This window comes from Planomonospora sp. ID91781 (assembly GCF_015711595.1).
In the GTDB taxonomy this organism is placed as follows: Bacteria; Actinomycetota; Actinomycetes; order Streptosporangiales; family Streptosporangiaceae; genus Planomonospora; species Planomonospora parontospora.
The window spans coordinates 3,720,103-3,742,428 of the sequence record NZ_JABTEY010000001.1 but is presented as its reverse complement, the minus strand read 5'-3'; the positions used below and the strand labels follow the sequence as shown (position 1 = coordinate 3,742,428).

21 protein-coding genes are annotated in these 22,326 nt (G+C 74.3%); 9 read left to right on the top strand and 12 right to left on the bottom strand.

What is annotated here, in order from left to right:
• Positions 1-31 precede the first annotated feature (31 nt).
• The 3 genes from HS048_RS16910 to HS048_RS16900 form a co-directional block, all read right to left on the bottom strand.
• The gene (locus HS048_RS16910) at positions 32-505 is read right to left on the bottom strand and encodes a hemerythrin domain-containing protein (protein WP_196467425.1); all 474 of its coding nucleotides are present in this window, start codon (positions 503-505) and stop codon (positions 32-34) included.
• A gap of 82 nt (positions 506-587) precedes the next feature.
• Entirely contained in the window at positions 588-1,769 is a 1,182-nt protein-coding gene (locus tag HS048_RS16905; RefSeq protein ID WP_068893876.1) for a zinc-dependent alcohol dehydrogenase, read from the bottom strand.
• Between the two features lie 83 nt (positions 1,770-1,852).
• Entirely contained in the window at positions 1,853-2,806 is a 954-nt protein-coding gene (locus HS048_RS16900) for an LLM class F420-dependent oxidoreductase (RefSeq protein ID WP_191896733.1), read from the bottom strand.
• A gap of 192 nt (positions 2,807-2,998) precedes the next feature.
• On the opposite strand from HS048_RS16900, the gene HS048_RS16895 reads away from it, so the two are divergent.
• The 3 genes from HS048_RS16895 (at position 2,999) to modA (ending at position 5,519) form a co-directional block, all read left to right on the top strand.
• Entirely contained in the window at positions 2,999-3,370 is a 372-nt protein-coding gene (locus tag HS048_RS16895) for an STAS domain-containing protein (protein WP_196467424.1), read from the top strand.
• 77 nt (positions 3,371-3,447) lie between these two features.
• Positions 3,448-4,497 carry an NAD-dependent epimerase/dehydratase family protein gene (locus HS048_RS16890; RefSeq protein ID WP_196467423.1) on the top strand — a complete coding sequence of 350 codons (1,050 nt, stop codon included), beginning with the start codon at positions 3,448-3,450 and terminating at the stop codon, positions 4,495-4,497.
• A gap of 218 nt (positions 4,498-4,715) precedes the next feature.
• Positions 4,716-5,519: a molybdate ABC transporter substrate-binding protein gene (gene modA / locus HS048_RS16885; protein WP_196467972.1), complete on the top strand. Its 804-nt coding sequence runs from the start codon at positions 4,716-4,718 to the stop codon at positions 5,517-5,519.
• Positions 5,520-5,649: 130 nt separating this feature from the next.
• On the opposite strand, the gene HS048_RS16880 is transcribed toward modA, so the two are convergent.
• Complete coding sequence (locus HS048_RS16880) at positions 5,650-6,099, bottom strand: DUF4383 domain-containing protein (protein WP_068893880.1); 450 nt, start codon at positions 6,097-6,099, stop codon at positions 5,650-5,652.
• A 196-nt stretch (positions 6,100-6,295) separates the two neighbouring features.
• A complete protein-coding gene (locus tag HS048_RS16875) occupies positions 6,296-6,949 on the bottom strand; it encodes a TetR/AcrR family transcriptional regulator (protein WP_068893881.1) in 654 nt (217 codons plus the stop codon).
• Between the two features lie 171 nt (positions 6,950-7,120).
• Here HS048_RS16875 and HS048_RS16870 point away from each other — a divergent pair, with 171 nt between their 5' ends.
• The 4 genes from HS048_RS16870 (at position 7,121) to HS048_RS16855 (ending at position 12,086) form a co-directional block, all read left to right on the top strand.
• Entirely contained in the window at positions 7,121-7,645 is a 525-nt protein-coding gene (locus HS048_RS16870; protein ID WP_373868878.1) for a (2Fe-2S)-binding protein, read from the top strand.
• Positions 7,642-8,637 (top strand): xanthine dehydrogenase family protein subunit M, encoded by a 996-nt coding sequence (locus tag HS048_RS16865; protein ID WP_068893883.1) that lies wholly within the window; start codon positions 7,642-7,644, stop codon positions 8,635-8,637. Before HS048_RS16870 ends, HS048_RS16865 begins: the two co-directional genes overlap by 4 nt.
• Positions 8,634-10,949: a xanthine dehydrogenase family protein molybdopterin-binding subunit gene (locus HS048_RS16860; RefSeq protein WP_196467422.1), complete on the top strand. Its 2,316-nt coding sequence runs from the start codon at positions 8,634-8,636 to the stop codon at positions 10,947-10,949. The genes HS048_RS16865 and HS048_RS16860 overlap by 4 nt, the downstream gene beginning before the upstream one ends.
• A 153-nt stretch (positions 10,950-11,102) precedes the next feature.
• Positions 11,103-12,086, top strand: coding sequence for a DUF72 domain-containing protein (locus HS048_RS16855; RefSeq protein ID WP_084007879.1), 984 nt, complete (start codon positions 11,103-11,105; stop codon positions 12,084-12,086).
• 46 nt (positions 12,087-12,132) lie between these two features.
• On the opposite strand, the gene HS048_RS16850 is transcribed toward HS048_RS16855, so the two are convergent.
• On the bottom strand, positions 12,133-15,285 hold the full coding sequence (locus HS048_RS16850; RefSeq protein WP_196467421.1) for a BTAD domain-containing putative transcriptional regulator: 3,153 nt from the start codon (positions 15,283-15,285) through the stop codon (positions 12,133-12,135).
• A 236-nt stretch (positions 15,286-15,521) separates the two neighbouring features.
• On the opposite strand from HS048_RS16850, the gene HS048_RS16845 reads away from it, so the two are divergent.
• Together HS048_RS16845 and HS048_RS16840 are read left to right on the top strand one after the other, a co-directional pair.
• The gene (locus HS048_RS16845; protein ID WP_196467420.1) at positions 15,522-16,124 is read left to right on the top strand and encodes an LGFP repeat-containing protein; all 603 of its coding nucleotides are present in this window, start codon (positions 15,522-15,524) and stop codon (positions 16,122-16,124) included.
• A gap of 37 nt (positions 16,125-16,161) precedes the next feature.
• On the top strand, positions 16,162-16,767 hold the full coding sequence (locus HS048_RS16840; RefSeq protein ID WP_196467419.1) for an LGFP repeat-containing protein: 606 nt from the start codon (positions 16,162-16,164) through the stop codon (positions 16,765-16,767).
• 166 nt (positions 16,768-16,933) lie between these two features.
• Here the strand turns inward: HS048_RS16840 and HS048_RS16835 are convergent, their stop codons facing one another.
• Genes HS048_RS16835 through HS048_RS16810 form a run of 6 tightly spaced genes read right to left on the bottom strand, consistent with a single transcriptional unit; the run spans position 16,934 to position 22,323 of the window.
• The gene (locus tag HS048_RS16835) at positions 16,934-17,425 is read right to left on the bottom strand and encodes a cupin domain-containing protein (protein ID WP_196467418.1); all 492 of its coding nucleotides are present in this window, start codon (positions 17,423-17,425) and stop codon (positions 16,934-16,936) included.
• 10 nt (positions 17,426-17,435) lie between these two features.
• Positions 17,436-18,455 carry a UDP-glucuronic acid decarboxylase family protein gene (locus HS048_RS16830; RefSeq protein ID WP_196467417.1) on the bottom strand — a complete coding sequence of 340 codons (1,020 nt, stop codon included), beginning with the start codon at positions 18,453-18,455 and terminating at the stop codon, positions 17,436-17,438.
• The gene (locus tag HS048_RS16825) at positions 18,452-19,663 is read right to left on the bottom strand and encodes a glycosyltransferase family 9 protein (RefSeq protein WP_196467416.1); all 1,212 of its coding nucleotides are present in this window, start codon (positions 19,661-19,663) and stop codon (positions 18,452-18,454) included. The genes HS048_RS16830 and HS048_RS16825 overlap by 4 nt, the downstream gene beginning before the upstream one ends.
• Before the next feature lie 28 nt (positions 19,664-19,691).
• Positions 19,692-20,381: an SDR family oxidoreductase gene (locus tag HS048_RS16820; protein WP_196467415.1), complete on the bottom strand. Its 690-nt coding sequence runs from the start codon at positions 20,379-20,381 to the stop codon at positions 19,692-19,694.
• A gap of 17 nt (positions 20,382-20,398) precedes the next feature.
• Positions 20,399-21,775, bottom strand: a complete 1,377-nt coding sequence (gene rfaE2, locus HS048_RS16815; protein WP_196467414.1) for a D-glycero-beta-D-manno-heptose 1-phosphate adenylyltransferase — start codon at positions 21,773-21,775, stop codon at positions 20,399-20,401.
• Positions 21,772-22,323 carry an SIS domain-containing protein gene (locus HS048_RS16810; protein WP_068893891.1) on the bottom strand — a complete coding sequence of 184 codons (552 nt, stop codon included), beginning with the start codon at positions 22,321-22,323 and terminating at the stop codon, positions 21,772-21,774. The genes rfaE2 and HS048_RS16810 overlap by 4 nt, the downstream gene beginning before the upstream one ends.
• Positions 22,324-22,326: the final 3 nt, after the last annotated feature.

Genomic DNA, 22,326 nt, shown 5'->3' with positions numbered 1-22,326 from the left:
GCCCGGCCGGGCCCGGCGGAGACCGGTCGCCCTACTGCTGCGCGCTGGAGACGGCCAGCGGCTCACTCGGGGCCTTGGCCCTGCCCTTCTCCATCTCCTCGCCCAGTTCCTGGAGCCTCTTGCGGCCCATCGCCTTGCGCACCTCGGGGAACCACTCGTCCTCCTCCTCCTCGACGTGGTGGCGGACGTTCTCCATGAGGACGGTGACCTTCGCGTCGAACCGCTCGTCCCTCGGGTCCATGTCCTTCAGTTCGGAGAGCATCCAGACCACCACGTGGTGCTCCTCGACGCTCTCCAGGATGTGGTCGGAGGTCTCGGGAACCTCCGCGCGGGCGACCGGGTAGAAGATCTCCTCCTCGATGTAGGCGTGGGTGGTGAGCTCTTCGATGATCTGGTCGACGAGCTTCCGCTTCTCGTCGTAGGCCTCGTCACCGGCCTTCTCGAACTGCTTGAACAGCTTCTCGACCGTCTTGTGGTCTTCCTTCAGGAGCACGATGGCGTCCACGTTCCGCCTTTCTGCGATGTGGTCCCGGAGGGTCTTCCGGGGGGATTCCATGGAGTTGCGGGGGGTCGGGGAGACGACGGGGTCACGGGTTGAGCAGCACCTTGATCGCCCCGTCGCGCTTCTTCTGGAAGATCTCGTAGCCGTGCGGCGCCTGGTCCAGCGGGAGCCGGTGGGTGGCCAGGTCCATGACCCCCAGGGGATCGGACTCGTCGACGACCAGGGGCATCAGGTCGTTGGTCCACCTCCGGACGTGGGCCTGGCCCATGCGCATGGTGACGCCCTTGTCGAACATCCTCAGCATCGGCATCGGGTCGGCCATGCCGCCGTAGACGCCGCTGACCGAGATCGTGCCGCCGCGCCGTACGGCGTCGATGCACTGGTGCAGGGCGGCCAGGCGGTCCACGCCCGCGTTGGTCATCAGCGGTGCGGCGAGCGCGTCGGGCAGCAGGCCGGTGATGGTCTGGGTGAGCTTCGCGACGGGCGAGCCGTGGGCCTCCATGCCGACCGCGTCGATCACCGAGTCGGTCCCCCGGCCGCCGGTGAGCTCGCGGACCGCCTCGGGGACGTCGCGGACCGCCGAGGAGTCGATGATCTCGATGCCGTGCCTGCGGGCCATCTCGAGCCGCTCGGGCACGCCGTCAATCCCGATCACCCGGTGGCCCAGGTGCTTGGCGATCCGGGCGCTCATCTGGCCGATGGGGCCGAGGCCGAAGACCGCGACGCTGCCGACGTCGGGGATGTCGGCGTACTGCACGGCCTGCCAGGCGGTGGGCAGCACGTCCGACAGGAAGACGAACCGCTCGTCCGGCGGGCCGTCGGGCACCTTGATGGGCCCGAAGTGGGCCTGCGGGACCCGCAGGTACTCCGCCTGGCCGCCGGGGACCTCGCCGTACAGCCGGGTGTAGCCGAACAGCGCGGCGCCCATGCCGTGGTCGCGGACCTGGGTGGTCTCGCACTGGGCGAAGAGTTTCAGCCCGCACATGTGGCAGCGGCCGCAGGAGATGTTGAACGGGACGACGACCCGGTCCCCGGGCTCGATGTGGGAGACCTCGGAGCCGACCTCCTCCACGATGCCCATGGCCTCGTGGCCGAGGACGTCCCCGTCGCTGATGAACGGGCCCATGAGCTCGTACAGGTGCAGGTCGGAGCCGCAGATGGCGGTGGTGGTGACCTTGATGATCGCGTCGGTCGGCTCCTTGATGATCGGGTCGGCGACCTCCTTGACCCGTATGTCGCGCTTGCCGTGCCAGGTGACGGCCTTCATGGTCTGCCTCCTATCCGGATTCGACGGGGACCGCCCCCGGCGGTCCCCGCCCGGACGGCCCGTGCGCCGCCCGGGGTGGGCGGTCAGCGCAGCCGGGGCAGGACCTCCTTGGCGTAGAAGTCGAAGAACGCCTCCTGCTCGTCGCCGATCTGGCTGACGTACACCTCGTCGAAGCCCGCGTCGACGTACTCCCGGATCGCCTTGAGGTGGACCTCGGGGTCCGGGCCGCACGGCGAGCCCTTGCTCGCCTCCTCCTCGGTGACCATCTGCGCGAGCTGCTCGAAGTGCCGGGGAAGCGGCAGCAGCTGGGCGGCCTCGCCCTGGATGCCCTGGGTCGGCCAGAGCCGGTGCACGGTCTTGCGCGCCGTGGCCTCGTCGGCGGCGTAGCAGACCTTCAGCCCGCCTTGGACGGGCTTGCCCTGGCCGCCGGAGTCGTGGAACCGCTGCACGAACTCGGCCGACGGGCCGGTGCAGATGTAGCCGTCGGCGATGCGCCCGGCCAGCTCCACCGACTTCTCCCCGAACCCGGACATGTAGATCGGCGGCGGCGAGTCGGGCAGCGTGTACAGGCGGGCGGTGTCCACGTCGTAGTGGGTGCCGCGGTGCGTCACCAGTCTGCCGCTCCACAGCTCGCGCATGATCTCGACCGCTTCCTCGAGCATCTCCAGCCGCTCCTCGGCGGGGGGCCACCGCGAGTCGATGATGTGCTCGTTGAGCGCCTCGCCGGTCCCGACGCCGAGCCGGAACCGGCCGCCGGTCAGCACGGCGCTGGTGGCGGCCGCCTGGGCGATGATCGCCGGATGGATGCGGACCAGGGGGCAGGTGACCGCGGTGGTGATCGGCAGCGAGGTCGCCTCGGCGATCGCACCGATCACCGACCAGACGAACGGGCTCTGCCCCTGCTCGTCCAGCCAGGGGTGGAAGTGGTCGGAGATCCACAGGCTCTCGAACCCCGCCTGCTCGGCGAGCCTGGCCTGCCGCACCAGCTCCCTGGGGTCGTGCTCCTCGCTTGACAGGAAGTACCCGAACGTCGTCATATACCGCCTCCTCCACGGGATGAGCTGCACGGACCCTCTCCATACCCGTGCTGGGGAGGTCAAACGGAAGAGGGCAGCACGCCTCCTTGTGCCTTTCGCCCCGCAGGGGCGACACTGGGAGGACCAGGCGCATGAGCGGTCCGGGAGCCGCCGGGACCGCGATCGGCATGTCGCTGCTCTGGAGGCGTCCGTATGCCATTGCAGATCAGCGGGGAGCACTGCCGGGCCTTCACCGTCATCCGGATCGTGGGCGAGGTCGACAAGACCGCGGAGTCCCGCCTCCGCGAGAAGATCGACGAAGCGCTCGCGTCCGAGAGTCCCCGGCTGCTCTTCGACCTGTCGTCCATGAACTTCATCGATTCGTGCGGCCTGCGCCTCCTCGTCCAGGCCTCCAGCCGGGCCCACCGGTGCGGCGGCACCTGCGCCCTGTGCTGCCCGAAGCCCTCGACCCGCCGCCTGATGCGGCTGACCGGCCTCGACGCCGCGTTCGACGTGTACCCCACCCTCGGCGACGCACTCGCCGAGGCCCGGCCGGAGAGCCCGGCCACGGCGCGGCTCCCCTGACGTCCGGGCCGCCGCCCGCGGGGCGGGGCCGGCGCGGTTCGCCGGTTTGACCATCCTCCTCCGGGCATCTGGGGGATATGCGGGTAATCGTCATCGGCGCGACCGGGAACGTGGGCACGAGCGTGGTGTCCGCCCTGGCCGCCGACAGCAGCGTCACATCCATCCTCGGGCTGGCCCGCCGCCTGCCCGACTGGCACCCGGAGAAGACCGAGTGGCGGACGGTGGACGTCTCCACCGGTGATCTCGCGACGCACCTCGCGGGCGCGGACGCGGTCGTCCACCTGGCCTGGCTGTTCCAGCCGACCCGACGCCCGGTGACCACCTGGCGCAACAACGCGCTGGGCAGCATCCGCGTCTTCGAGGCGGTGGCCCGGGCGAAGGTCCCCGTGCTGGTCCACGCCTCCTCGGTGGGCGCCTACTCCCCCGGCCCGAAGGACCGCCCGGTCACCGAGGACTGGCCCACCCACGGCTGGCCCGGCGCCGCCTACGGGCGGGAGAAGGCCTACCTCGAACGGACGCTCGACGCGTTCGAGCGCGAGCACCCGGAGATCCGGGTGGTACGGCTCCGCCCCGGTTTCGTCTTCAAGCGGGAGGCGGCGACCGAGCAGCGGCGGCTGTTCGCCGGTCCGTTCCTCCCCCACCGGCTGGTGCGGCCCGGCCTCATCCCCTTCGTTCCCGACCTGCCCGAGCTCAGGTTCCAGGCGCTGCACGCCGAGGACATGGGCGAGGCCTACCGCCTGGCGGTCGTCAAGGAGGTGTCGGGAGCCTTCAACATCGCCGCCGACCCGGTGATCGACTCCGCGGTGCTGGCCGAGGTGCTCGGCGCCCGGCGGGTGCCCGTCCCCGGCTGGGTGCTGCGCGGCGCCGCCTCCGCCGCCTGGCACCTGCGCCTGGTGCCCGCCTCGCCGGACCTGCTCGACATGCTGTTCACCGTACCGATCATGGATGTCACCCGCGCCCGCACCGAGCTGGGCTGGACTCCCCGGCACTCCTCGGTGGACGCGCTGCGCGCGGTGCTGGAGGGGCTGCGCACCGCGTCGGGCATGGACACGCCGCCGCTGTCGCCGAAGACCGGCGGGCCGGCCCGGACCGGGGAGCTGGTGACCGGGATCGGCACCCGGCCGTAGGGTGCATCGCCCACGGCGGAGCCGTGGACGACGCCGTTGACGCGGGAGGAGACCGGCGTAGGGCATCGAATGCGCGAGGGGTAGCCTGACGGTTCGTGACGACGTTCCGGACCGGCGAGGCCGCCGCGTCGCTCGGAGTCAGCGCCGGCACCGTGCGCCGACGGGTGGACGCGGGCCGGTCGGCGGCCGCGCGGCCGGAACCTGACGAGGAGTCCTCCGTGCCGCTTCGGCGCCTTGCCCGCCGGGCCATCGCCCTGCCCGTCGCGCTCGCCGTCCTGACCGGCTGCGGCTCCGGCGAGCCGGCCGCCACCTCCACCGCGTCCGGCTCCGCCCCGGCGGCCGGCGGGGCCGCGGCGGAGGTGACGGTGTTCGCCGCCGCCTCGCTGACCGGCGCCTTCACCGAGCTCGGCGAGGCCTTCGAGGCCGCCCACCCCGGTGTGAAGGTGACCTTCAACTTCGGCTCCAGCGCCACGCTGGCCCAGCAGATCGCCCAGGGTGCGCCGGCGGACGTGTTCGCCGCGGCCAGCCCGGCCACCATGAAGACCGTCACCGACGCCTCCCTGGCCGCCTCCCCGACGGTGTTCGTGCGCAACAGGCTGCGGATCGCCGTCCCGGCCGGCAACCCCGCGGGCGTCGACGAGCTGAAGGACCTGGCGGACGCGAGGGTGAAGGTGGCGCTGTGCGCGGTCCAGGTGCCCTGCGGCGCCGCGGCGGTCAAGGCGCTGGACGCGGCCGGGGTCAAGGTCACCCCGGTCACCCTGGAGCGGGACGTCAAGGCCACCCTCACCAAGGTCGCACTCGGTGAGGTCGACGCCGCCCTGGTCTACGCCACCGACGTGCAGGCCTCCGGCGGCAAGGTGGAGGGCATCGACTTCCCCGAGGCCGAGCAGGCGGTCAACGACTACCCGATCGCCGCCCTGACCGGGGCCCCCGCAGGACCGGCGGCCCAGCGGTTCGTCGACCTGGTCCTCTCCCCGCAGGGCAGGGACGTGCTGACCGAGGCCGGATTCCAGGCGCCCTGACCCCGTCCGCCATCCCGGTGCGGACGCGGGAACGGCCGCCCACCGTGCGGTGGGCGGCCGTTCTCCTCGCCGTCTCCGTCGGGTCCTCCGGCGGATCCTCGCCGGATCGCCGCTGGATCCTTCCGGGTGATCAGACCCGGGAGGTGGCGCGGCGGCGGCTGAGCGCGACGCCCAGGCCGATCATGCCGAGGCCGAGGAAGAAGTGGAGCCAGTTGTCCGCGGTGTTGACCGGGACGAAGTTGGCCGAGCTGTCGTGCGGGATCAGCAGGCCGTACAGCCACAGCAGCAGGTAGACGGCGCCGCCGCCGATCAGGAAGTTGCGCGCCCCGGACCAGGTCCGGGAGAGCGCGAGACCCGCCACACCGAACAGCAGGTGGACGATGTTGTGCAGGATCGACACTTCGAAGATGCCCAGGAGCATCGCGTCGGAGTTGTGCCCGGCGAACTCGAGCTGGTCGACGTTGCTGGTGATGCCGGGGATGAAGCCCAGCACGCCGACGAGGAGGAACACGATCCCGACGACCCGTGCGGCGAGCTGCAGCTGCGAGCGGTCGGTGGCGTGAGTGTGCGGTGCGTCCATGACGTCTCCCACATGTGCGATCGGGACTGGTGCCCGCTCCTGCTACCCGCCCCCTGGACGTCTAGTCACCGGCCGCGGAAACACGGGTAACGATGACGACACGGCGCCGCTCCGGGGCCGGCGGATCTCCGTCGTCCCCGTGGCCACCCCCGCACCGCGGCCGGCGGACCACCGGCGGCCGCCTCCCGCACCGGGATCAGCGGATCACCGGCAGCCCCGCGACGAGCGCGGCGATCAGCCTCTTCAGCGTCGGCAGGAACGGCGGGCAGGCCGCGGCGATGTCCGGGTCCTGCGCGTAGAGCTCGACCAGCACGGGTGCCGGGTTGGCCACCGGGTAGAGCGTTCCGGCGAATCCGGCGGCCGCCCCGACCACTTCGAGCCCCTCGCCCGCGGTGAGGACGGGGTGCGCCCGCGCGACCTGCTCGCCGAGCCCGGCGACGACGCCCAGCACGGTCCGTTTGAAGACGCGGGCCGCCGGGACGGAGACGTTGTGCTCCAGGCTGGTCGAGATGTTGCCGAGCAGGTCGCACAGGAGCGGCCGCTCGGCGAGCGTCTCGGCCAGCGCGTCGACCACGGCCTCCGGCCCGGCGGCGTCCCGCAGCCGCGCGGTGACCGCCTCCGACCAGTCCAGCCAGCATTCGGCGGCCAGCTCGAGGTAGATCTCCTCGCGGGTGCCGAAGTAGCGCACCACGTTGGACTTGGCCAGGCCCACGGCCGCCGCGACCCCGCCGAGGCTGACGTCGCGCACGCCGGACCGGAGGGCGAGCTCGCGGGCGGCGGCGAGGATCGCCTCGCGCCGCTGCTGCTTGTGCTCCGGCCGTCTGGCCCGGACGAACGCCGGCTGTGTCATGTCCCCGCAAGCATACGACGGAGGTAAGAGGACACCGTTCTCTTGTTAAGAGTACGTCGTTCTGTTAGCGTCGGCCGCAGCGGACGGGCCCGCCACCCCGGCGGGCGTCTTCCCGCCCGTCCCCCCCGCGGGGACGCGCGGCGGCTCCGCGGACCGGCTCACGAACGGAGGGTGCACGTGGTCGAGGTGCGGTTGCGGGTGAACGGCGCCGACGCGTCGCTCGATCTCCCGCCACAGGTCAGCCTGCTCGACGCGCTGCGCGAGCGCCTCGGCCTGACCGGCACGAAGAAGGGCTGCGACCAGGGGGCCTGCGGCGCCTGCACGGTCCTGGCCGACGGTGAGCGGATCAACTCCTGCCTGGCCCTGGCCGTGCAGTACGCCGGCCGGGAGATCACCACGATCGAGGGGATCGCCGGCGACGGGCCCGGGCATCCGCTCCAGGCAGCCTTCGTCCGCAACGACGGCCTCCAGTGCGGCTACTGCACCTCCGGCCAGATCTGCTCGGCGATCGGGATGCTGGCCGAGCACGGCGCCGGGATGCCCAGCGCCGTCACCGAGCACCTCTGCGCGGACGGCGCCGAGCTCACCGACGACGAGATCAGGGAGCGGATGAGCGGCAACCTGTGCCGGTGCGGCGCCTACAACGGCATCGTCGACGCCATCCGGGAGTTCGCCGCGGCGGAGGCGGAGCGATGAGACCGTTCTCGTACGTGAGCGCCCCCGACGTCGCGACGGCGCTCCGCGCGGTCGCCGACGATCCCGGTGCGAAGTTCCTCGGCGGCGGGACGAACCTCGTCGACCTGATGCGCGCCGGGATCGAGCAGCCGGACACGGTCGTCGACATCACCTCCCTGCCCCTGGCCGAGATCGGGGAGCGGCCGGACGGCGGCGTGCGGATCGGCGCCCTGGTGCGCAACAGCCGCCTGGCCGCGCATCCGCTGATCCGGGCCCGCTATCCGGTGCTGTCCCAGGCGGTCCTCGCCGGGGCCTCGGCGCAGCTGCGGAACATGGCGACCGTCGGCGGGAACCTGCTCCAGCGCACCCGCTGCCCCTACTTCTACGACCGCACGGCCGCCTGCGACAAGCGGGAGCCGGGCAGCGGGTGCGGCGCGATCGGCGGGTTCAACCGCGGCCACGCCGTCCTCGGCGTGAGCGGCGCCTGCATCGCGGCCCACCCCTCGGACATGTGCGTCGCGCTGGCCGCGCTCGACGCCGTGGTCGAGGTGGAGAGCGTGCGCGGCGTCCGGCGCGTCCCCATGGCCTCCTTCCACCGGCCGCCCGGCGAGACCCCGCACGTCGAGACCGACCTGTCCCCCGACGAGCTCGTCACCGCGGTCGAGCTGCCGCCCTCGCCGACGGCGGCGAACTCGCGCTACCGCAAGGTCCGCGACCGGGCGTCGTACGCGTTCGCGCTGGTCTCCGTCGCCGCCGCGCTGGAGGTCCGCGACGGTACGGTGACCGGGGTCGGGCTGGCCCTCGGCGGCGTCGCCACCACGCCGTGGCGGGCCCGGCGGGCCGAACACGCCCTGCTCGGGGCGCCCGCCACGGAGGAGTCGTTCCGGCGGGCGGCCGAGGCCGAGCTCGCCCCCGCCACCGGCCTGCCGGGGAACGCCTTCAAGATCGAGATGGCCCGGCGGGCCGTCACGGCCACGCTGCGGCGGCTGCTCGCCGAGGGGAGCCCGGCATGACGTCCACCCCCACCGCTCCCACGCGGGCCCCGTCCCCGGTGGAGGCGGGAACCGGCCGCAGCGTCGGCAGGCCGCTGGACCGGGTCGACGGGACGGCCAAGACGACCGGCGCGGCCCGCTACGCGGCCGAGCACCCCCACCCCGGCCTGGCGCACGCCGCGCTGGTGCACGCGGCGGTCACCCGCGGCCGGATCACCGGCATCGACGCGGCCGGGGCCGAGGCCGTCCCCGGCGTGCTGGTCGTGATCACGCACGAGAACGCCCCGGCGATGAAGCCGCCGCCCCCGGTGAGCGTGCTGAACCTGAGCAGCCTCGCCTCCGGGTCGAGCGTCAACTACCTCAACACCGACGAGGTGCACTGGAACGGCCAGCCCGTCGCGGTCGTCGTCGCCGAGACGCCGGAGGCCGCCCGGCACGCCGCCGGCCTGGTCCGGGTCTCCTACCGGGAGCTGCCCGCCACCGTGGACTTCGCCGCCGAGGAGGGGAACGCCGTACCGCAGAAGAGCAGCGCGCTGCAGTCCGGCGGCGCCCGCAAGGGCGACGCGGAGGCCGCGCTCGCCGCCGCGCCCGTCTCGGTCGACCTGCGCTTCACCACGCCGCCGTACCACCACAACGCGATCGAACCGCACGCCACGACGGCGGTGTGGGACGGCGACCGGCTGACCGTCCACGAGGGCACCCAGAACATCACCTGGCTCCGCGACCACCTGGCCCTGCGGTTCGGCGTCCCGGTGCGGAACGTGCGGGTGGTCGCGCCGTACGTCGGCGGCGCGTTCGGCGGCAAGACCATGGTCTGGGCCGGCACCGTGCTGACGGTGCTGGCGGCGCGGGTGACCGGCAGGCCGGTGCGGATGGCGCTCACCCGGGAGGGCGTCTACCGCACGGTCGGCGGGCGCACCCCGTCGGCGCAGCGGGTGGCGCTGGGCGCCCGCGCGGACGGCGCGCTGACCGCGCTGATCCACACCAGCGTGACGCAGACCGGCCGGACCGGCGGCCTGCCCGAGCAGGTGACCTCCCAGTCGCGGCACCTCTACGCCGCGGAGAACATCCTGCTCCGGCAGAACCTGGTCGAGCTGGACGCGGTGCCGAACACGCCCATGCGCGCGCCCGGCGAGTCGATCGGGACCTTCGCGCTGGAGTCGGCCGTCGACGAGCTCGCCTGCGCGCTCGGCCTCGACCCGATCGAGCTGCGGATGCGCAACGAGCCGGAGCGCAACCCGGTCGACGGCAAGCGGTTCGCGCACCGGATGCTGCGCGAGGCCTACGCGCTCGGCGCGGAGCGGTTCGGCTGGTCCGGCCGGACGCCGGAGCCGGGCTCGATGCGCGACGGCGGGTGGCTCGTCGGCCTGGGCGTCGCCTCGGCGTACCACCCCTCGTGGCAGATGCCCGCCAACGTCACGGTCAGGCTCTCGGCCGACGGCTCCGTCGTGGTGCGCTGCGGCTTCCACGAGATGGGCATGGGCGGGGCGACCGCGCAGGCGCAGATCGCCGCCGACGCCCTCGGCGTGCCGTTCGAGGCCGTGCGGGTGGAGTACGGCGACTCGGACCTGCCCAGCGGGCCCGGCGCCGGCGGCTCCGCGCAGACCGCGAGCGTGGCGGCGAGCCTGCTGGCCGCGTGCGAGAAGCTGAAGGGCTCGCTGCTCGCCCTGGCCCGGCGCTCCGGCGGCTCCCCGCTGCGCGGCCGGCGGCCGGGCGACCTCGAGGCCCGCGACGGCGGGCTCTGGGCCGGGCCCGCGGGACCCGGTGAGACCTACACGGCGATCCTGGCCCGGGCGGGCCGGGACTCCGCCGAGGCCGCCGTCGGGTCCGACACCCGCGTCGGGAAGGTCACCGGGCAGCTCCGGTTCATGTCGAAGCTCCTGCGCGACCGGCGGCGCTGGGTGAAGGCCGCGTGCGGAGCGCACTTCTGCGAGGTGCGGGTCGACCCGGACACCGGGGAGGTCCGGGTCTCCCGCTGGCTCGGCGTCTTCGACGTCGGCAGGGTGGTCAACGCGAAGATGGTCGCCAGCCAGCTCCGCGGCGGCATCGTGATGGGCATCGGCATGGCGCTGTCGGAGGAGACGCTCGTCGACCCGCGCAACGGGCGGATCATGAATCCCGGCCTGGCCGACTACCACGTCCCGGTCCACGCCGACGTCCCGCCCATCGACGTGCACTGCCTGGACGTGCCCGACCCGACCATGCCCCTGGGCCTGATCGGCGTGGGCGAGGTGAGCGTCACCGGCGTGGCCGCCGCGATCGCCAACGCCGTCCGCCACGCGACCGGCAGACGCGTGCGCGACCTGCCCGTCACCCCGGACAAACTGCTCTGACGGCGAGGACGCGGGTGAACGCCTCCCGGTCCGGCGCCCGTCCCGGCCGGCCTCGCCGTCCCCGGCGGCGTCCGCCGGCTCCGCCCGGGAGGCGTTCGCGCACCCGCCGGGTCCGGGAGGTGACGCGGCCCGCCACACGGGCAGTGCCCTGGCATGGAGACCCAGACCTCCCTGCCGATCCCCGTCCCCGGCCCGCCGCGTCGCGCGGGCGCCGAGACGGCGTTCCCGGCCGGCGCGCCGACCGGGAACGTCCTCGTCGGAACGGCCTCGTGGACCGACAGGTCGCTGCTCGACTCGGGCTGGTACCCGGACGGGGTGTCGACGCCCGCCGAGCGGCTCGCCTTCTACGCGGCGCGGTTCCCGCTGGTGGAGGTGGACGCCACCTACTACCACCCCCCGTCGGTCAAGACCGCGGAGGCCTGGCGGGACCGCACGCCGCCGGGGTTCACCTTCAACGTCAAGGCGTTCTCCCTGCTGACCGGGCACCCCACCCGGGCGCGCTCGCTCTACAAGGACCTCCGCCTGCGGCTCGGCGACCCGGACGGCACCCTCTACCTGCGCGACGTCGGCCCCGAGATCGCCGAAGAGGTGTGGTCGCGCTTCCTCGGCGCGCTCGCGCCGCTGCACGAGGCCGGCCGGCTCGGCGCCGTCCTGCTGCAGTTCCCGCCGTGGTTCCCGGCCGGCGAGGGCAACCGGCGCCGGGTGCTGGAGTCCGTACGGCGCTGCGCCCCGATGCGCGCGTGCGTGGAGTTCCGCAACCGCACCTGGATGGAGGAGGGCGAGCGCGAGCGGACGCTCGGCTTCCTGGCCGAGCACGGCATCCCGTACGTCAGCGTCGACATGCCGCAGGGACACCCCTCGTCGATCCCGCCGGTCCTGGCCGCCACCGCGGACCTGGCCGTGGTCCGCTTCCACGGCCACTCGGACAAGTGGACGAGCAAGAAGATCGAGGAGCGCTTCGCCTATGTCTACTCCGAGGCCGAGCTGGAGCGCTGGGCGGCCCGGCTCCGGGAGTTCTCCGGGCAGGCCGGGACCGTCCACGTGCTGATGAACAACTGCTGCCGCGACAACGCCCAGCGCAACGCCGCCCGCCTCACCGACCTGCTGGGCGCCTCTCCGGCCGGGGAGCGGCGGTAGGCCGCCGCCGGCCACCGCCGTGCGGCGCCGCCCCGCAGGCCGGTCCTCACGAGGCGAGCGCGGCCTCGGCCAACTCACGCCAGTCCTGCCGCCGGCCGGCGCGGACCGCCTCGGCGAACGCGGCCTCCCCGAGGCGGCCGCGCGCCTCCGCGGCGATCCTGGAGGCGTCCGGCTGCGCGCGATCCGGGGTGCCGCGCACGGCGTCGCCCGCCGCGAGCAGCCGTACGGCCTGCTCGGCCCGCCCCTGGCGCAGCGCGAGGTCCGCGATCCCGATCAGCACCTCGGCGAGCATCGGCGGGAACTCCTGCTCCGCCGCCACGCGGAACGCCTCGGCCCGGTACGCGCGGGACTCCTCGAGATCGCCGGCGAGGTAGCCGTACATGTCCATGGCCTTGGCGCGGACCAGGCCGATCCGTTCCTCGTCGTCCAGCATCGCCCGCACCGTGGCCAGGTGCCGGCGCGCCTCGTCCGGCTCGCCGCGCCAGCGCGCCAGGTCCGCCTTCGCGATCGTCAGCTCGGCGACCGTGTCCGGCCAGGCGATCCCGTCCGCGTACCGCTGCGCGTCCGCCATGGCGGACGCGCTGGACCGCTCGTCGCCGAGCAGCCAGTACAGCTGCGCCTGCCGCGCCCGCACGCCGACCGCGTCCTCGGTCGCACCCAGCGCGGTCAGCGCCGCGACCGCCTCCTCGTAGTGCTCGCACGCACGGGCGAACTCCCCGCGCATGGCGAGCCGGTCGCCCAGGAAGGCCAGCGCCAGCGCGATCCCCCACCGGTCGCCCACCCCGCGGAACCCGGCCAGGGCGATCTCGGCGTCGAGGTCCACGTCGGTCTCGTCGCCGCCGAGCGTGAGCCGCAACCGGCCGCGAGCGAGCCTGGCCTGTGCGCTCACCCATGGATCGTCGCCGGCGATGAGCGGCTCGAACGCGGGCAGGAACTCCGCGGGCCCGCGCAGCATCGCCTCGAGCGGGACGACGAATCCGAGCAGGGGGTGGCGGTGCCCGCTGCGCTCGGCGAACCGGTGCGCCTTCTGGATCCACTCCCGCGCCTGGTACTGGTCGCCGCCGACCCCGGAGGACACGAACACCGTCACGATGGTGTACGCCATCGCCCGCACCCCGTCGGACACCTCACCGTCCAGCGAGGCCGCCGCGACGCTCAGCTCGGTGCCCTCCGCCCGGCGCCCGCTGAGGAACCAGTACCAGCCCGCGGCCGCGACCAGCCGCATCGCCTCCTCGGCCCATCCCTCGGCGATCGCCCCGCGCAGGGCCGCGTTGATGTCGTCCTGCTCGGCCTCGAGCACGGCCAGCCACTCCAGCTGCCCGGCCGTGCGCAGGTGCGGATCGGCCGTCTCGGCCAGCTCGGTGAAGTAGGCGAGGTGCGCCCGGCGCACCGGCTCGGTCTCCCCCGCCTCGGCGAGCCGGTGTCCCGCGTACTCCCTGATGGTGTTGAGCATCCGGTAGCGCGGCGCGCCCTCTCCGTCGGCGAGCAGCAGCGACTTCTCGATCAGCGCGGTCAGCACGTCGAGCACCTGCTCCCCGGCGAGCGCCCCGTGCCCGCACACCCGCTCGGCCGCCTCCAGGCTCACCCCGCCGGAGAACACCGAGAGCCGCCGCAGCACGCCGCGTTCGGCCTCGGTCAGCAGATCCCAGCTCCAGTCCACGACCGCGCGCAACGTCTTGTGCCGGGGGAGCACCGTACGGCTGCCGCCGGTCAGCAGGCGGAACCGGTCGTCGAGCCGGCGTGCCAGCTGGTCGACGGACATGGTGCGCAGCCGTGCCGCGGCCAGTTCGATCGCCAGCGGCATCCCGTCGAGCGCCCGGCAGATCCGCGCCATGGCCGACAGGGTGCGCGCGTCCGAGCCGACGTCCTTGCGCACCAGGTCCGCGCGGTCCCGCAGCAGCCGCACCGCGGGCGCGGACCCGTCCTCGGCGGGGTCCGCGCCCTCCGCGGGCAGCGCGAGCGGCTCGACCCGCCACAGCACCTCCCCGGTGATGCCGAGCGGTTCCCTGCTCGTGGCCAGGATCCGCAGGTTCCGGCACTCCCCCAGCAGCCGGTCCGCGAAAGCCGCGGCCGCCTCGATCACGTGCTCGCAGTTGTCCAGGACCAGCAGGACCGCGCGCTCCCGGAGCGCCGCGATGAGCCGCTCCGCCGGTTCGCCGCCCCGCGCACCGCCGAGCAGCCCCTGGTCGCGCAGGCCGATCGCGGTGAGGGCGGCCTGCGCCAGCTCGCCGCCCGCCCGCACCGAGGCCAGTTCGACCAGCCACGCCCCGTCCGGCAGTCCGGCGAGCATCGTCCGCGCGGTCTCCGCGGCCAGCCTCGTCTTGCCGGAGCCGCCCGGCCCGGTCAGGGTGACCAGCCGGTGCCCGACGGCCAGGGCGGCGAGGGCGGAGACGTCGTCGTCCCTGCCGACGAAGCTCGTCAGCTCGGCGCGCAGGTTCGTCCTGCGGTTCTCCGCCCGCTCGCCCAGCTCGCCCCGGAGCAGTGCGACGTGCAGCGCGGAGAGCTCGGCCGACGGATCGGCGCCCAGTTCCTCGGCGAGCCGCTCGCGCGTCCGCTGGTACACGGTCAGCGCCTCGGTCCCGCGCCCCGCCTCGGCGAGCGCTCGCATCAGGGCCGCCGCGAACCCCTCCCGCAGCGGGTACGCGGCGACCAGCCCGGTCAGCTCGGCGACCAGCTCCGAGCCGCGGCCGAGGCGGATGTCCGCGTCCACCCGGTCCCCGAGCGCGGTGACGCGGAGTTCCTCCAGCCGCGCGACCGCCGCGTCGAACGCGTCGCCGTCCCCCAGCGCGATGTCCGCCAGGGCCGTACCGCGCCACAACGCCAGGGCCGAGCGCAGCAGTTCCGCCCGCGCGGCGGGCTCGGCGGCGCGGGCCCGGCCCACCAGGTGCTCGAACCGGCACACGTCCACGGCGTCGGGAGCCACGGCCAGCCGGTATCCGCCGGAAGCCGCCTCGATCACGCCCTCCGGCAGCACCCTGCGCAGCCTGGACACCAGCGCCTGCAGGGCGTTCGCCTCGTCCGCGGGCGGCCGCCGCCCCCAGATCCAGTCCACCAGCCTCGCACGCGTGACGATCCGGCCGGGTTCGAGGGCGAGGGCGGCGAGCAGCGCGCGCAGCCGGGTCCCGGGCACCTCCACCACGGCCCCGTCACGGTTCCGGACCTCGAACGGCCCGAGCAGTTCAACTCGCACATCGGTCATTGTGCCGAATTCCGGCGACGTCCCGAGCCGGTCGCCGGGCCGCCCGGCACCGCGTACGCGGAAGCGTCGGAGCCGACCGCTGCTCAGGACGGAAACCCACTTTTCTCAATAAAGAACCATTTTTCACGAAATGCGCTCTGAGTAAGCCGCTCTCAAGCCGGGGCAGGCCGGGTGAAAGCAGCTCGTCGTACATACGAGGTGTCAGCGCGAACCCCTTTTCCGGAAGGACTCCTCCGATGAGCCGCACCTCCCGCTCACTCCTCGGCCTCGCCGCGGCGGTCGCGACGGCCGCCGCCGTGGTGGCGCCCGCCACCGCGGCGCGGGCCGCCACCGCCCGCACCGCGTGCGACGCCTCCCTCGTCGCCCCCGCCGGCAGCCTCATCGGCGGCCTGTGGCGCTCCAACGGCGGCCAGAGCAGCGTCTACGGCTGCCCCGTCACCAAGGAGTACGGCTACCCCGACAAGCAGGGCTCCTGGCAGCGCTTCCGCAACGGCAAGATCGTCTGGTCCCCGAACCTCGGCGGCGGCACCCTGGTCCGCGTCTACGGCAAGGGCCAGAACATCGTCTTCAAGTGGAGCGGACTGGGCCGCGACTGGGACTTCTTCAACGTCCGCTGGAGCAAGGACGGCGGCCGGGCCACCCAGGTCCAGGTCCGCAGGCTGACCCCGTGGAGCGGCCAGTACGTGATGTCCCCCTACGTCAAGGACGGCATCGGCACGACGACCAACGGCCACGAGGTGAACAGGTTCGCCTTCGTCGTCCAGGGCTGCGACCGCGGCACCTTCGGCTCCGACTGCGGCCCGTGGAGCATCCCCACCTCCATCGACCTCGCGCACTGACCCCCGACCGCCACCAGGCACGAGAAGGAGCCCTCCGATGCCCACCGCCCGCACCCTGCTCGCCACCGCCGCCGCGGCGGTCGCGGGCCTCGCCCTCCTGGCCCCCGCCACCGCGGCGCGGGCCGCCACCGCCCGCGCCGCGTGCGACGCCTCCCTCGTCGCCCCCGCCGGCAGCCTCATCGGCGATCTGTGGCGCTCCAACGGCGGCCAGAACAGCGCCTACGGCTGCCCCGTCACCAAGGAGTACGGCTACGCCGGCAAACGCGGCTCCTACCAGGGCTTCCGCAACGGCAAGATCGTCTGGTCCCCGAACCTCGGCGGCGGCGCGCTGGTCCGCGTCTACGAGTCGGGGAACAGGATCGTCTTCCGGTGGAGCGGCCTGGGCCGCGACTGGGACTTCTTCAACGTCCGCTGGAGCAAGGACGCCCACCTGGGCAACAGGACCATCCAGGTGAAGGTCGCCCGGCTGACCCCGTGGAGCGGAGCCCTGTCCCTGCCCAAGAACGTGGCCGTCGACTACGACGACACCGTCAGCCACGGCAGGGCGACGGACCGGTGGGCCTTCACCGTGCAGGGCTGCGACCGCGGCACCTTCAGCTCCGACTGCGGCCCGTGGAGCATCACCAACGCCTACGTCGACTGACGCCCCTCCCCTGCGGTCCTGGATGTCGCCGGGTGTTGTGGAACAATCGCCGTATGCCACGCTTCAAGCTCCTCACCATCGAGGAGGCACGGACGCTGAGCCGGGGAATCGGGAGCAGGACCCGCGGCACGACGGCGGTTCCCCTCGTCCGTCCGGCGAACCGCTGTCAGACCCAGTAGGTGTCGTGCCGGATGAAGAACTCCGTCATCTCCTCCTCACCGGGCCGTCCCGAGACCGCGAACTCCGCCAGGCCCTCGAAGTAGCCCTCCCGCGGCGCCCCGGGCGCGAAGTGCAGGAGCATCGAGGCCGGCTCGCCCGACTCATTGCGGAAGGCGTGCACGCCGCCCTCGGGGACGTGCACGTAGTCCCCCGGGACCGTGTCGATCCAGCGGGCGCCGTCGAAGATCCGCACCGTCCCGGAGAGGATGTAGAACGACTCGGAGATCGACCGGTGGAAGTGCGCGTCCGGCCCCGAGGGGTTCGGGCCCATGTCCCACCGGTAGAGGCCGAACCTCCCGCCCGTGGAGGCCCCCGTCGCCAGGTAGTGCACCACGGTGCCCCCGTTGGGATAGGTCAGCTCGGGCTCGTGCCCGGCGGGCCGGAAGGTCGCGTTGACCTCGCCTCCGTCGCCGAGATACCGCGGATCCGGATATGTCATGATCTTTAATTTACCGGTGCGCCCTGCCCCGGGACACCGGCTCGGGCCGGCGGAGCTCCTCGGTGAACCAGGCGATGGTACGGCGCAGCCCGTCCAGGACGTCCACCTCCGGCCGCCAGCCCAGCCGGGACTCGGCCAGCGAGGTGTCGGGCCGCCGGACGGCCGGGTCGTCGGCGGGCCGTTCCACGAACTCGATCGGCGAGGACGATCCGGTCAGGTCGCGGATCGTCTCGGCGAGGGCGAGCATGGTCAGCTCCGCCGGGTTACCGATGTTGACGGGGCCGGCGAAGTCGCTCTCCGCCAGGGCGAGGATGCCCTCGACCGTGTCGGTGACGTAGCAGACGGAGCGGGTCTGGCCCCCGTCGCCGGCCACGGTGATCGGTTCGCCGGACAGCGCCTGGCGGATGAAGGTGGGGATGGCGCGGCCGTCGTGCGGGCGCATCCGCGGCCCGTAGGTGTTGAAGATCCGCACGATCGCCGTGTCGGTCCCGTGCGAGTTGCGGTAGGCCGTGGTCAGTGACTCGGCGAAGCGTTTGGCCTCGTCGTAGACGCTGCGCGGCCCGACCGGGTTGACGTTGCCCCAGTAGCCCTCCCGCTGCGGGTGCTCCAGCGGGTCGCCGTACACCTCGCTGGTGGAGGCGAGCACGAAGCGGGCGCCCTTGTCCTTGGCGAGGCCGAGGGCGTGCAGGGTGCCGAGGCTGCCCACCTTGAGCGTCTCGATGGGGTGGCGCAGGTAGTCCACCGGGGAGGCCGCCGAGGCGAAGTGGAGCACGAGGTCGACGTCTCCGGGCACGTGCACGAAGCCGGTTAGGTCGCACTCGACGAGGCGGAACTCCGGCCGGCCCATCAGGTGCGCGACGTTGTCCGGCGAGCCGGTCAGGAAGTTGTCCATGCAGATCACCTCCGTCCCCCGCTCGATCAGCCGCTCGCACAGGTAGGAGCCGAGGAAGCCGGCTCCGCCGGTCACCACGGCCCGGCGGGCGCCCCGCCGGGCGCCGTCATCGTCTCGCCGGTGGGTCGGAAGACTCATCGGACGTTCACCTCCAGTCGGTCGAGTGCGGCGTCGAGGACCCGCGGGACCTCGATCCGCAGCAGCCCGGGATCGGGCCGCTCTCCATGGGGGTCTCCACGCGACCCGGCCCACAGCGCGGTGTGCGGCCCGCCGGGCGGCGGCCCCCACAGGGCGGGCGGGACGGGTCCGAACAGCACCACGGACGGGGTGGCGAACGCGCTGGCCAGGTGGGCCACGCCGGTGTCGCCGCAGACGACCAGCCGGGCGCGGGCCACCAGGGCGGCCAGCTCCGGCAGGCCGGTGCGCCCGGCCAGGACCCGGTCGGCGGGCAGCCCGGCGAGGGCGGCCACCCGCCGCGCGAGGCCGCGTTCCGCCGCGCCGCCGGTGACCGCCACGTCGTGGCCGGCCTCGCGCAGGCCCGCCGCCACCCGGGCGAACCGCTCCGGCGGCCAGCGCCGGGCGGGGTACGCGGCCCCGGGATGGACCAGGACCGGGCCGGTCCGCTCTCCCGCCGGTGCCGGTCCCGCCGGACCTGACGGACCGGGCAAACCTGACGAGTCTGGTGAACCGGGTGAACCGGGCAGACCAGACGTACCCTGCGAGCCGGGTGGACCAGACGTACCCGGCATACGGGACATACCAGGCGGACCCGGCAGACCGGGCGGGGAAGCGGGACCGGCCAGCAGCAGGTCGGCCGGGTCGGCGGGCAGGCCGTACCAGCCGAGCAGGTCGCACCAGCGGCGCACCTCGTGCACCTCCTCGCGCCACCGCGGGCCCTCCACCCCTGGAATCTCCGGGTGCGCGTGGGCCAGGAGCCGTCCCGGCCCGGTGCGCAGCAGCGCGGCGGTGCTCTGCGGGCCGCGGCCGTGCAGGTTGACCGCGACGTCCGGGGCCTCGACGGGGACGCGTTCGGGGACCGGGTCCGGTCCGGGCACGTCGCACAGCTCGTCGACGGCGCCGATCAGCGGCACCAGCCCGGCCAGCGCCGCCGGGGCCGCCAGCGTGATCCGGTGGCCGGGGAAGGCGCGGCGCAGCGCCCGCAGCGCGGGCACGGCGGTGAGCAGGTCGCCCAGCCCGAGCGCGCGCAGCGCCAGCAGCACGGGCCGATCGTCGCCGTCCCCTCCCGGCCGGCCCCCGCGCTCCGCCGTCCCGGCCCGGCCGTCGCCGTCCCCTCCTGCCCGGCCGTTCCGGTGCTCCGCCGTCCCGGCCCGGTCCAGCCCGCTCATCGCGGTCCGCGCGCGGCCGGGGCCCCGGTCAGGGCCACGACGTCTCCGTGGACGGGCAGACGACGAGTTCCCTGACCTCGCAGCCCTCCGGCTGGCCCAGCGCGAACACCACGGCCGCGGCCACGTCCTCCGGCCTGTTGAGCCGCGCGTCGGGCCCCGGCTTGTACCGCGGGTCGCGGTCGTCGAAGAAGTGGGTCTGCATGCCGCCGGGGATCAGCAGGGTCACGCCCACCTGCCCGGCGAGCTCGGCCGCCAGCGCCCGGGTGAACCCGACGACGGCGAACTTGGACGCGCAGTAGGCGGTGGCGTCGCTCAGCGCGCGCAGGCCGAGCGTGGAGGCGCAGGTCACGACCCGCCCGCGGGAGGCGGTCAGGTACGGCAGCGCGGCGCGGACGACCGAGGCGGTGCCGAGCAGGTTGACCTGGATCACCCGCTCCCAGCGGTCGGCGGGCACGTCGGCCAGGCGGCCGCAGGCGTCGGTGCCCGCGGCGGTGACGACCCCGTCGAGCCCTCCGGCCCGCTCCGCCAGCTCGGTGACGGCCCGCTCCGCCTCGCGGCGGTCCGACAGGTCGGCCACCACGTGCTCGACGTCGTAGGCGGGGACGTTCACGTCGGCGACCAGCGGCCGCCCGCCGGCCTTGGCGACGGCCTCGGCGCAGGCCAGGCCGAGGCCGGACGCGCCGCCGGTGATCAGGATGTTCCCCAGTGTCGCAGGCATTGCCGTTCCTCCAGGTCTCACAGCGCCGCGCGGGCGGCGGCGATCAGGTTGGTCGTGGACTGCCCGGGGACCAGGGGGAGGATGACGGTCTCGCCGCCCGCGCGGCGGACGACCTCGGCCTCGGGCAGGTCGGACTCGGTGTAGTCGCCGCCCTTGACCCACACGTCGGGGCGGAGCCGTTCGATCAGCGCGGCGGGGGTGCTCTCGTCGAAGACCGCCACGGCGTCGACGCACTCCAGCGCGCGCAGCACCTCGGTCCGGTCCTCCTCGCCCACGACGGGGCGCCCGGCCCCCTTGAGGCGGCGGACGGAGTCGTCGGAGTTGACGCAGACGATCAGCGCGTCGCCCAGCGCCCTGGCCCGCCGCAGCAGGCTGACGTGGCCGGCGTGGAGCAGGTCGAAGCAGCCGCCGGTGGCGACCAGCCTGCCTCCCGCGGCGCGGACCACCCGGGCGACCTCCAGGGGCGTGCGCGGCCGGTCGCCCAGGCCGGGGAGCCGGCCGCCGGGCGCCGGGTCGGGCAGCCGGACGGCGGCCGCTCCCCCACCCTCCACGAACCGGCCGGCCTCGCGGGACGCCGCCGCGACGGCGTCCTCGGCGCGCGCGCCGTCGCGGAGCGCCAGCGCGGCGGCCCCGGCGAACCGGTCGCCCGCGCCGCACGCGTCCGTTCCCGCCGCCACCTGGGGCGACGGGACCCGGACGACCGCGCCGCCGCGGCGGGCGACGGCCGCGCCCCGGGCGCCCAGGGTGACGGCCACCGCCTCGGCGGCGAACGCGCGGGCCAGGTGGCGGGCCGCCTGCTCGGGCGAGGTGTACGGCTCCGGCGCGCACAGCAGCCGGGCCTCGGCCTCGTTCGGCGTGACGAGCGCGCAGCCGGGGGCCGGGACCGGCCCGCGCGGGTGCGGGTCCCAGACCACCGGCGCCGGAGTCAGCGCGGTCGCCTCCCGCAGGGCCTCCGCCGTGCCGAGGCCGTAGTCGGAGACCAGGACCGCGCCCGCGCCGCGGAGCGCCGCGGCGGCCCGGCGGGCGTCGAGCCCGAGCGGATGCGCCCGGCCCTCGCCGGTGTCGAGCCGGAGCAGGGTCTGGCCCCGGGCCCGGATCCGGGTCTTGGCGACGGTCCCGCCCCGCAGCGGCAGCCCGACCACCTCCATCGAGCCGGAGAGCGCCTCCCGCAGCCATCGGCCGGGTTCGTCGTCGCCGAGCGCGGTGACCAGGACGACCTCCGCCCCGGCGCGGGCCGCGAGCAGGGCGGCGAGACCGGCCCCTCCGGGGCGGCGGTTGCGGCGGCCCGCGGCCACCACGGGGACCGGCGCGTCGGGGCAGAGCCGTTCGGCCTCTCCCTCGACGTCCACGTCGAGCAGCGTGTCGCCGACGACGACGAGCGGTCCCGGTCTCATACGGCGGCCTCCTCGAGCGCGTGGCAGAGCATGTGGATCACCGCGAGGTGCACCTCCTGGACGGTCGCGGTGTCGGCGGCCGCCACGGGGAGGGCGTCGTCGCAGAGGTCGGCGAGGGGGTTGGGCGCCGGGCCGGTCAGCGCCCAGGTCGTGAGGCCGCACTCGCGGGCGGCGAGCGCGGCGGCCAGGACGTTCGGGCTGGAACCGCTGGTGGACAGGCACATCAGGACGTCCCCGGGGCGCCCGTGCGCCCGTACCTGGCGGGCGTAGACCTCCTGGGCGCCGAAGTCGTTGGCGATCGCGGAGACGCTGGAGGTGTCGGCGTGCAGCGGGATCGCCGCGTACGGCCGGCGGTCGTCCCGGAAGCGGCCGACCAGCTCCGCGGTGAGGTGCTGGGCCTCGGCGGCGGATCCGCCGTTGCCGCAGGCGAGCAGGCGGCCGCCGCCGGTGAGCACGGCCGCGAGCTTCCGCCCCCAGCCGGCGATGGTCTCGGTCTCGTCGTCCACCGCGGCGAGCGCGGCGCTCAGGCGTGACAGGTGTGGGTGCATGGT

Excerpts from the sequence above, each read along its gene's own strand:
- HS048_RS16905 (WP_068893876.1), bottom strand. The coding sequence starts at position 1,769 with ATGAAGGCCGTCACCTGGCACGGCAAGCGCGACATACGGGTCAAGGAG.
- HS048_RS16900 (WP_191896733.1), bottom strand. The coding sequence starts at position 2,806 with ATGACGACGTTCGGGTACTTCCTGTCAAGCGAGGAGCACGACCCCAGG.
- HS048_RS16895 (WP_196467424.1), top strand. The coding sequence starts at position 2,999 with ATGCCATTGCAGATCAGCGGGGAGCACTGCCGGGCCTTCACCGTCATC.
- HS048_RS16890 (WP_196467423.1), top strand. The coding sequence starts at position 3,448 with ATGCGGGTAATCGTCATCGGCGCGACCGGGAACGTGGGCACGAGCGTG.
- HS048_RS16880 (WP_068893880.1), bottom strand. The coding sequence starts at position 6,099 with ATGGACGCACCGCACACTCACGCCACCGACCGCTCGCAGCTGCAGCTC.
- HS048_RS16875 (WP_068893881.1), bottom strand. The coding sequence starts at position 6,949 with ATGACACAGCCGGCGTTCGTCCGGGCCAGACGGCCGGAGCACAAGCAG.
- HS048_RS16865 (WP_068893883.1), top strand. The coding sequence starts at position 7,642 with ATGAGACCGTTCTCGTACGTGAGCGCCCCCGACGTCGCGACGGCGCTC.
- HS048_RS16860 (WP_196467422.1), top strand. The coding sequence starts at position 8,634 with ATGACGTCCACCCCCACCGCTCCCACGCGGGCCCCGTCCCCGGTGGAG.
- HS048_RS16855 (WP_084007879.1), top strand. The coding sequence starts at position 11,103 with ATGGAGACCCAGACCTCCCTGCCGATCCCCGTCCCCGGCCCGCCGCGT.
- HS048_RS16850 (WP_196467421.1), bottom strand. The coding sequence starts at position 15,285 with ATGACCGATGTGCGAGTTGAACTGCTCGGGCCGTTCGAGGTCCGGAAC.
- HS048_RS16845 (WP_196467420.1), top strand. The coding sequence starts at position 15,522 with ATGAGCCGCACCTCCCGCTCACTCCTCGGCCTCGCCGCGGCGGTCGCG.
- HS048_RS16840 (WP_196467419.1), top strand. The coding sequence starts at position 16,162 with ATGCCCACCGCCCGCACCCTGCTCGCCACCGCCGCCGCGGCGGTCGCG.
- HS048_RS16835 (WP_196467418.1), bottom strand. The coding sequence starts at position 17,425 with ATGACATATCCGGATCCGCGGTATCTCGGCGACGGAGGCGAGGTCAAC.
- HS048_RS16830 (WP_196467417.1), bottom strand. The coding sequence starts at position 18,455 with ATGAGTCTTCCGACCCACCGGCGAGACGATGACGGCGCCCGGCGGGGC.
- HS048_RS16825 (WP_196467416.1), bottom strand. The coding sequence starts at position 19,663 with ATGAGCGGGCTGGACCGGGCCGGGACGGCGGAGCACCGGAACGGCCGG.
- HS048_RS16820 (WP_196467415.1), bottom strand. The coding sequence starts at position 20,381 with ATGCCTGCGACACTGGGGAACATCCTGATCACCGGCGGCGCGTCCGGC.
- rfaE2 (WP_196467414.1), bottom strand. The coding sequence starts at position 21,775 with ATGAGACCGGGACCGCTCGTCGTCGTCGGCGACACGCTGCTCGACGTG.
- HS048_RS16810 (WP_068893891.1), bottom strand. The coding sequence starts at position 22,323 with ATGCACCCACACCTGTCACGCCTGAGCGCCGCGCTCGCCGCGGTGGAC.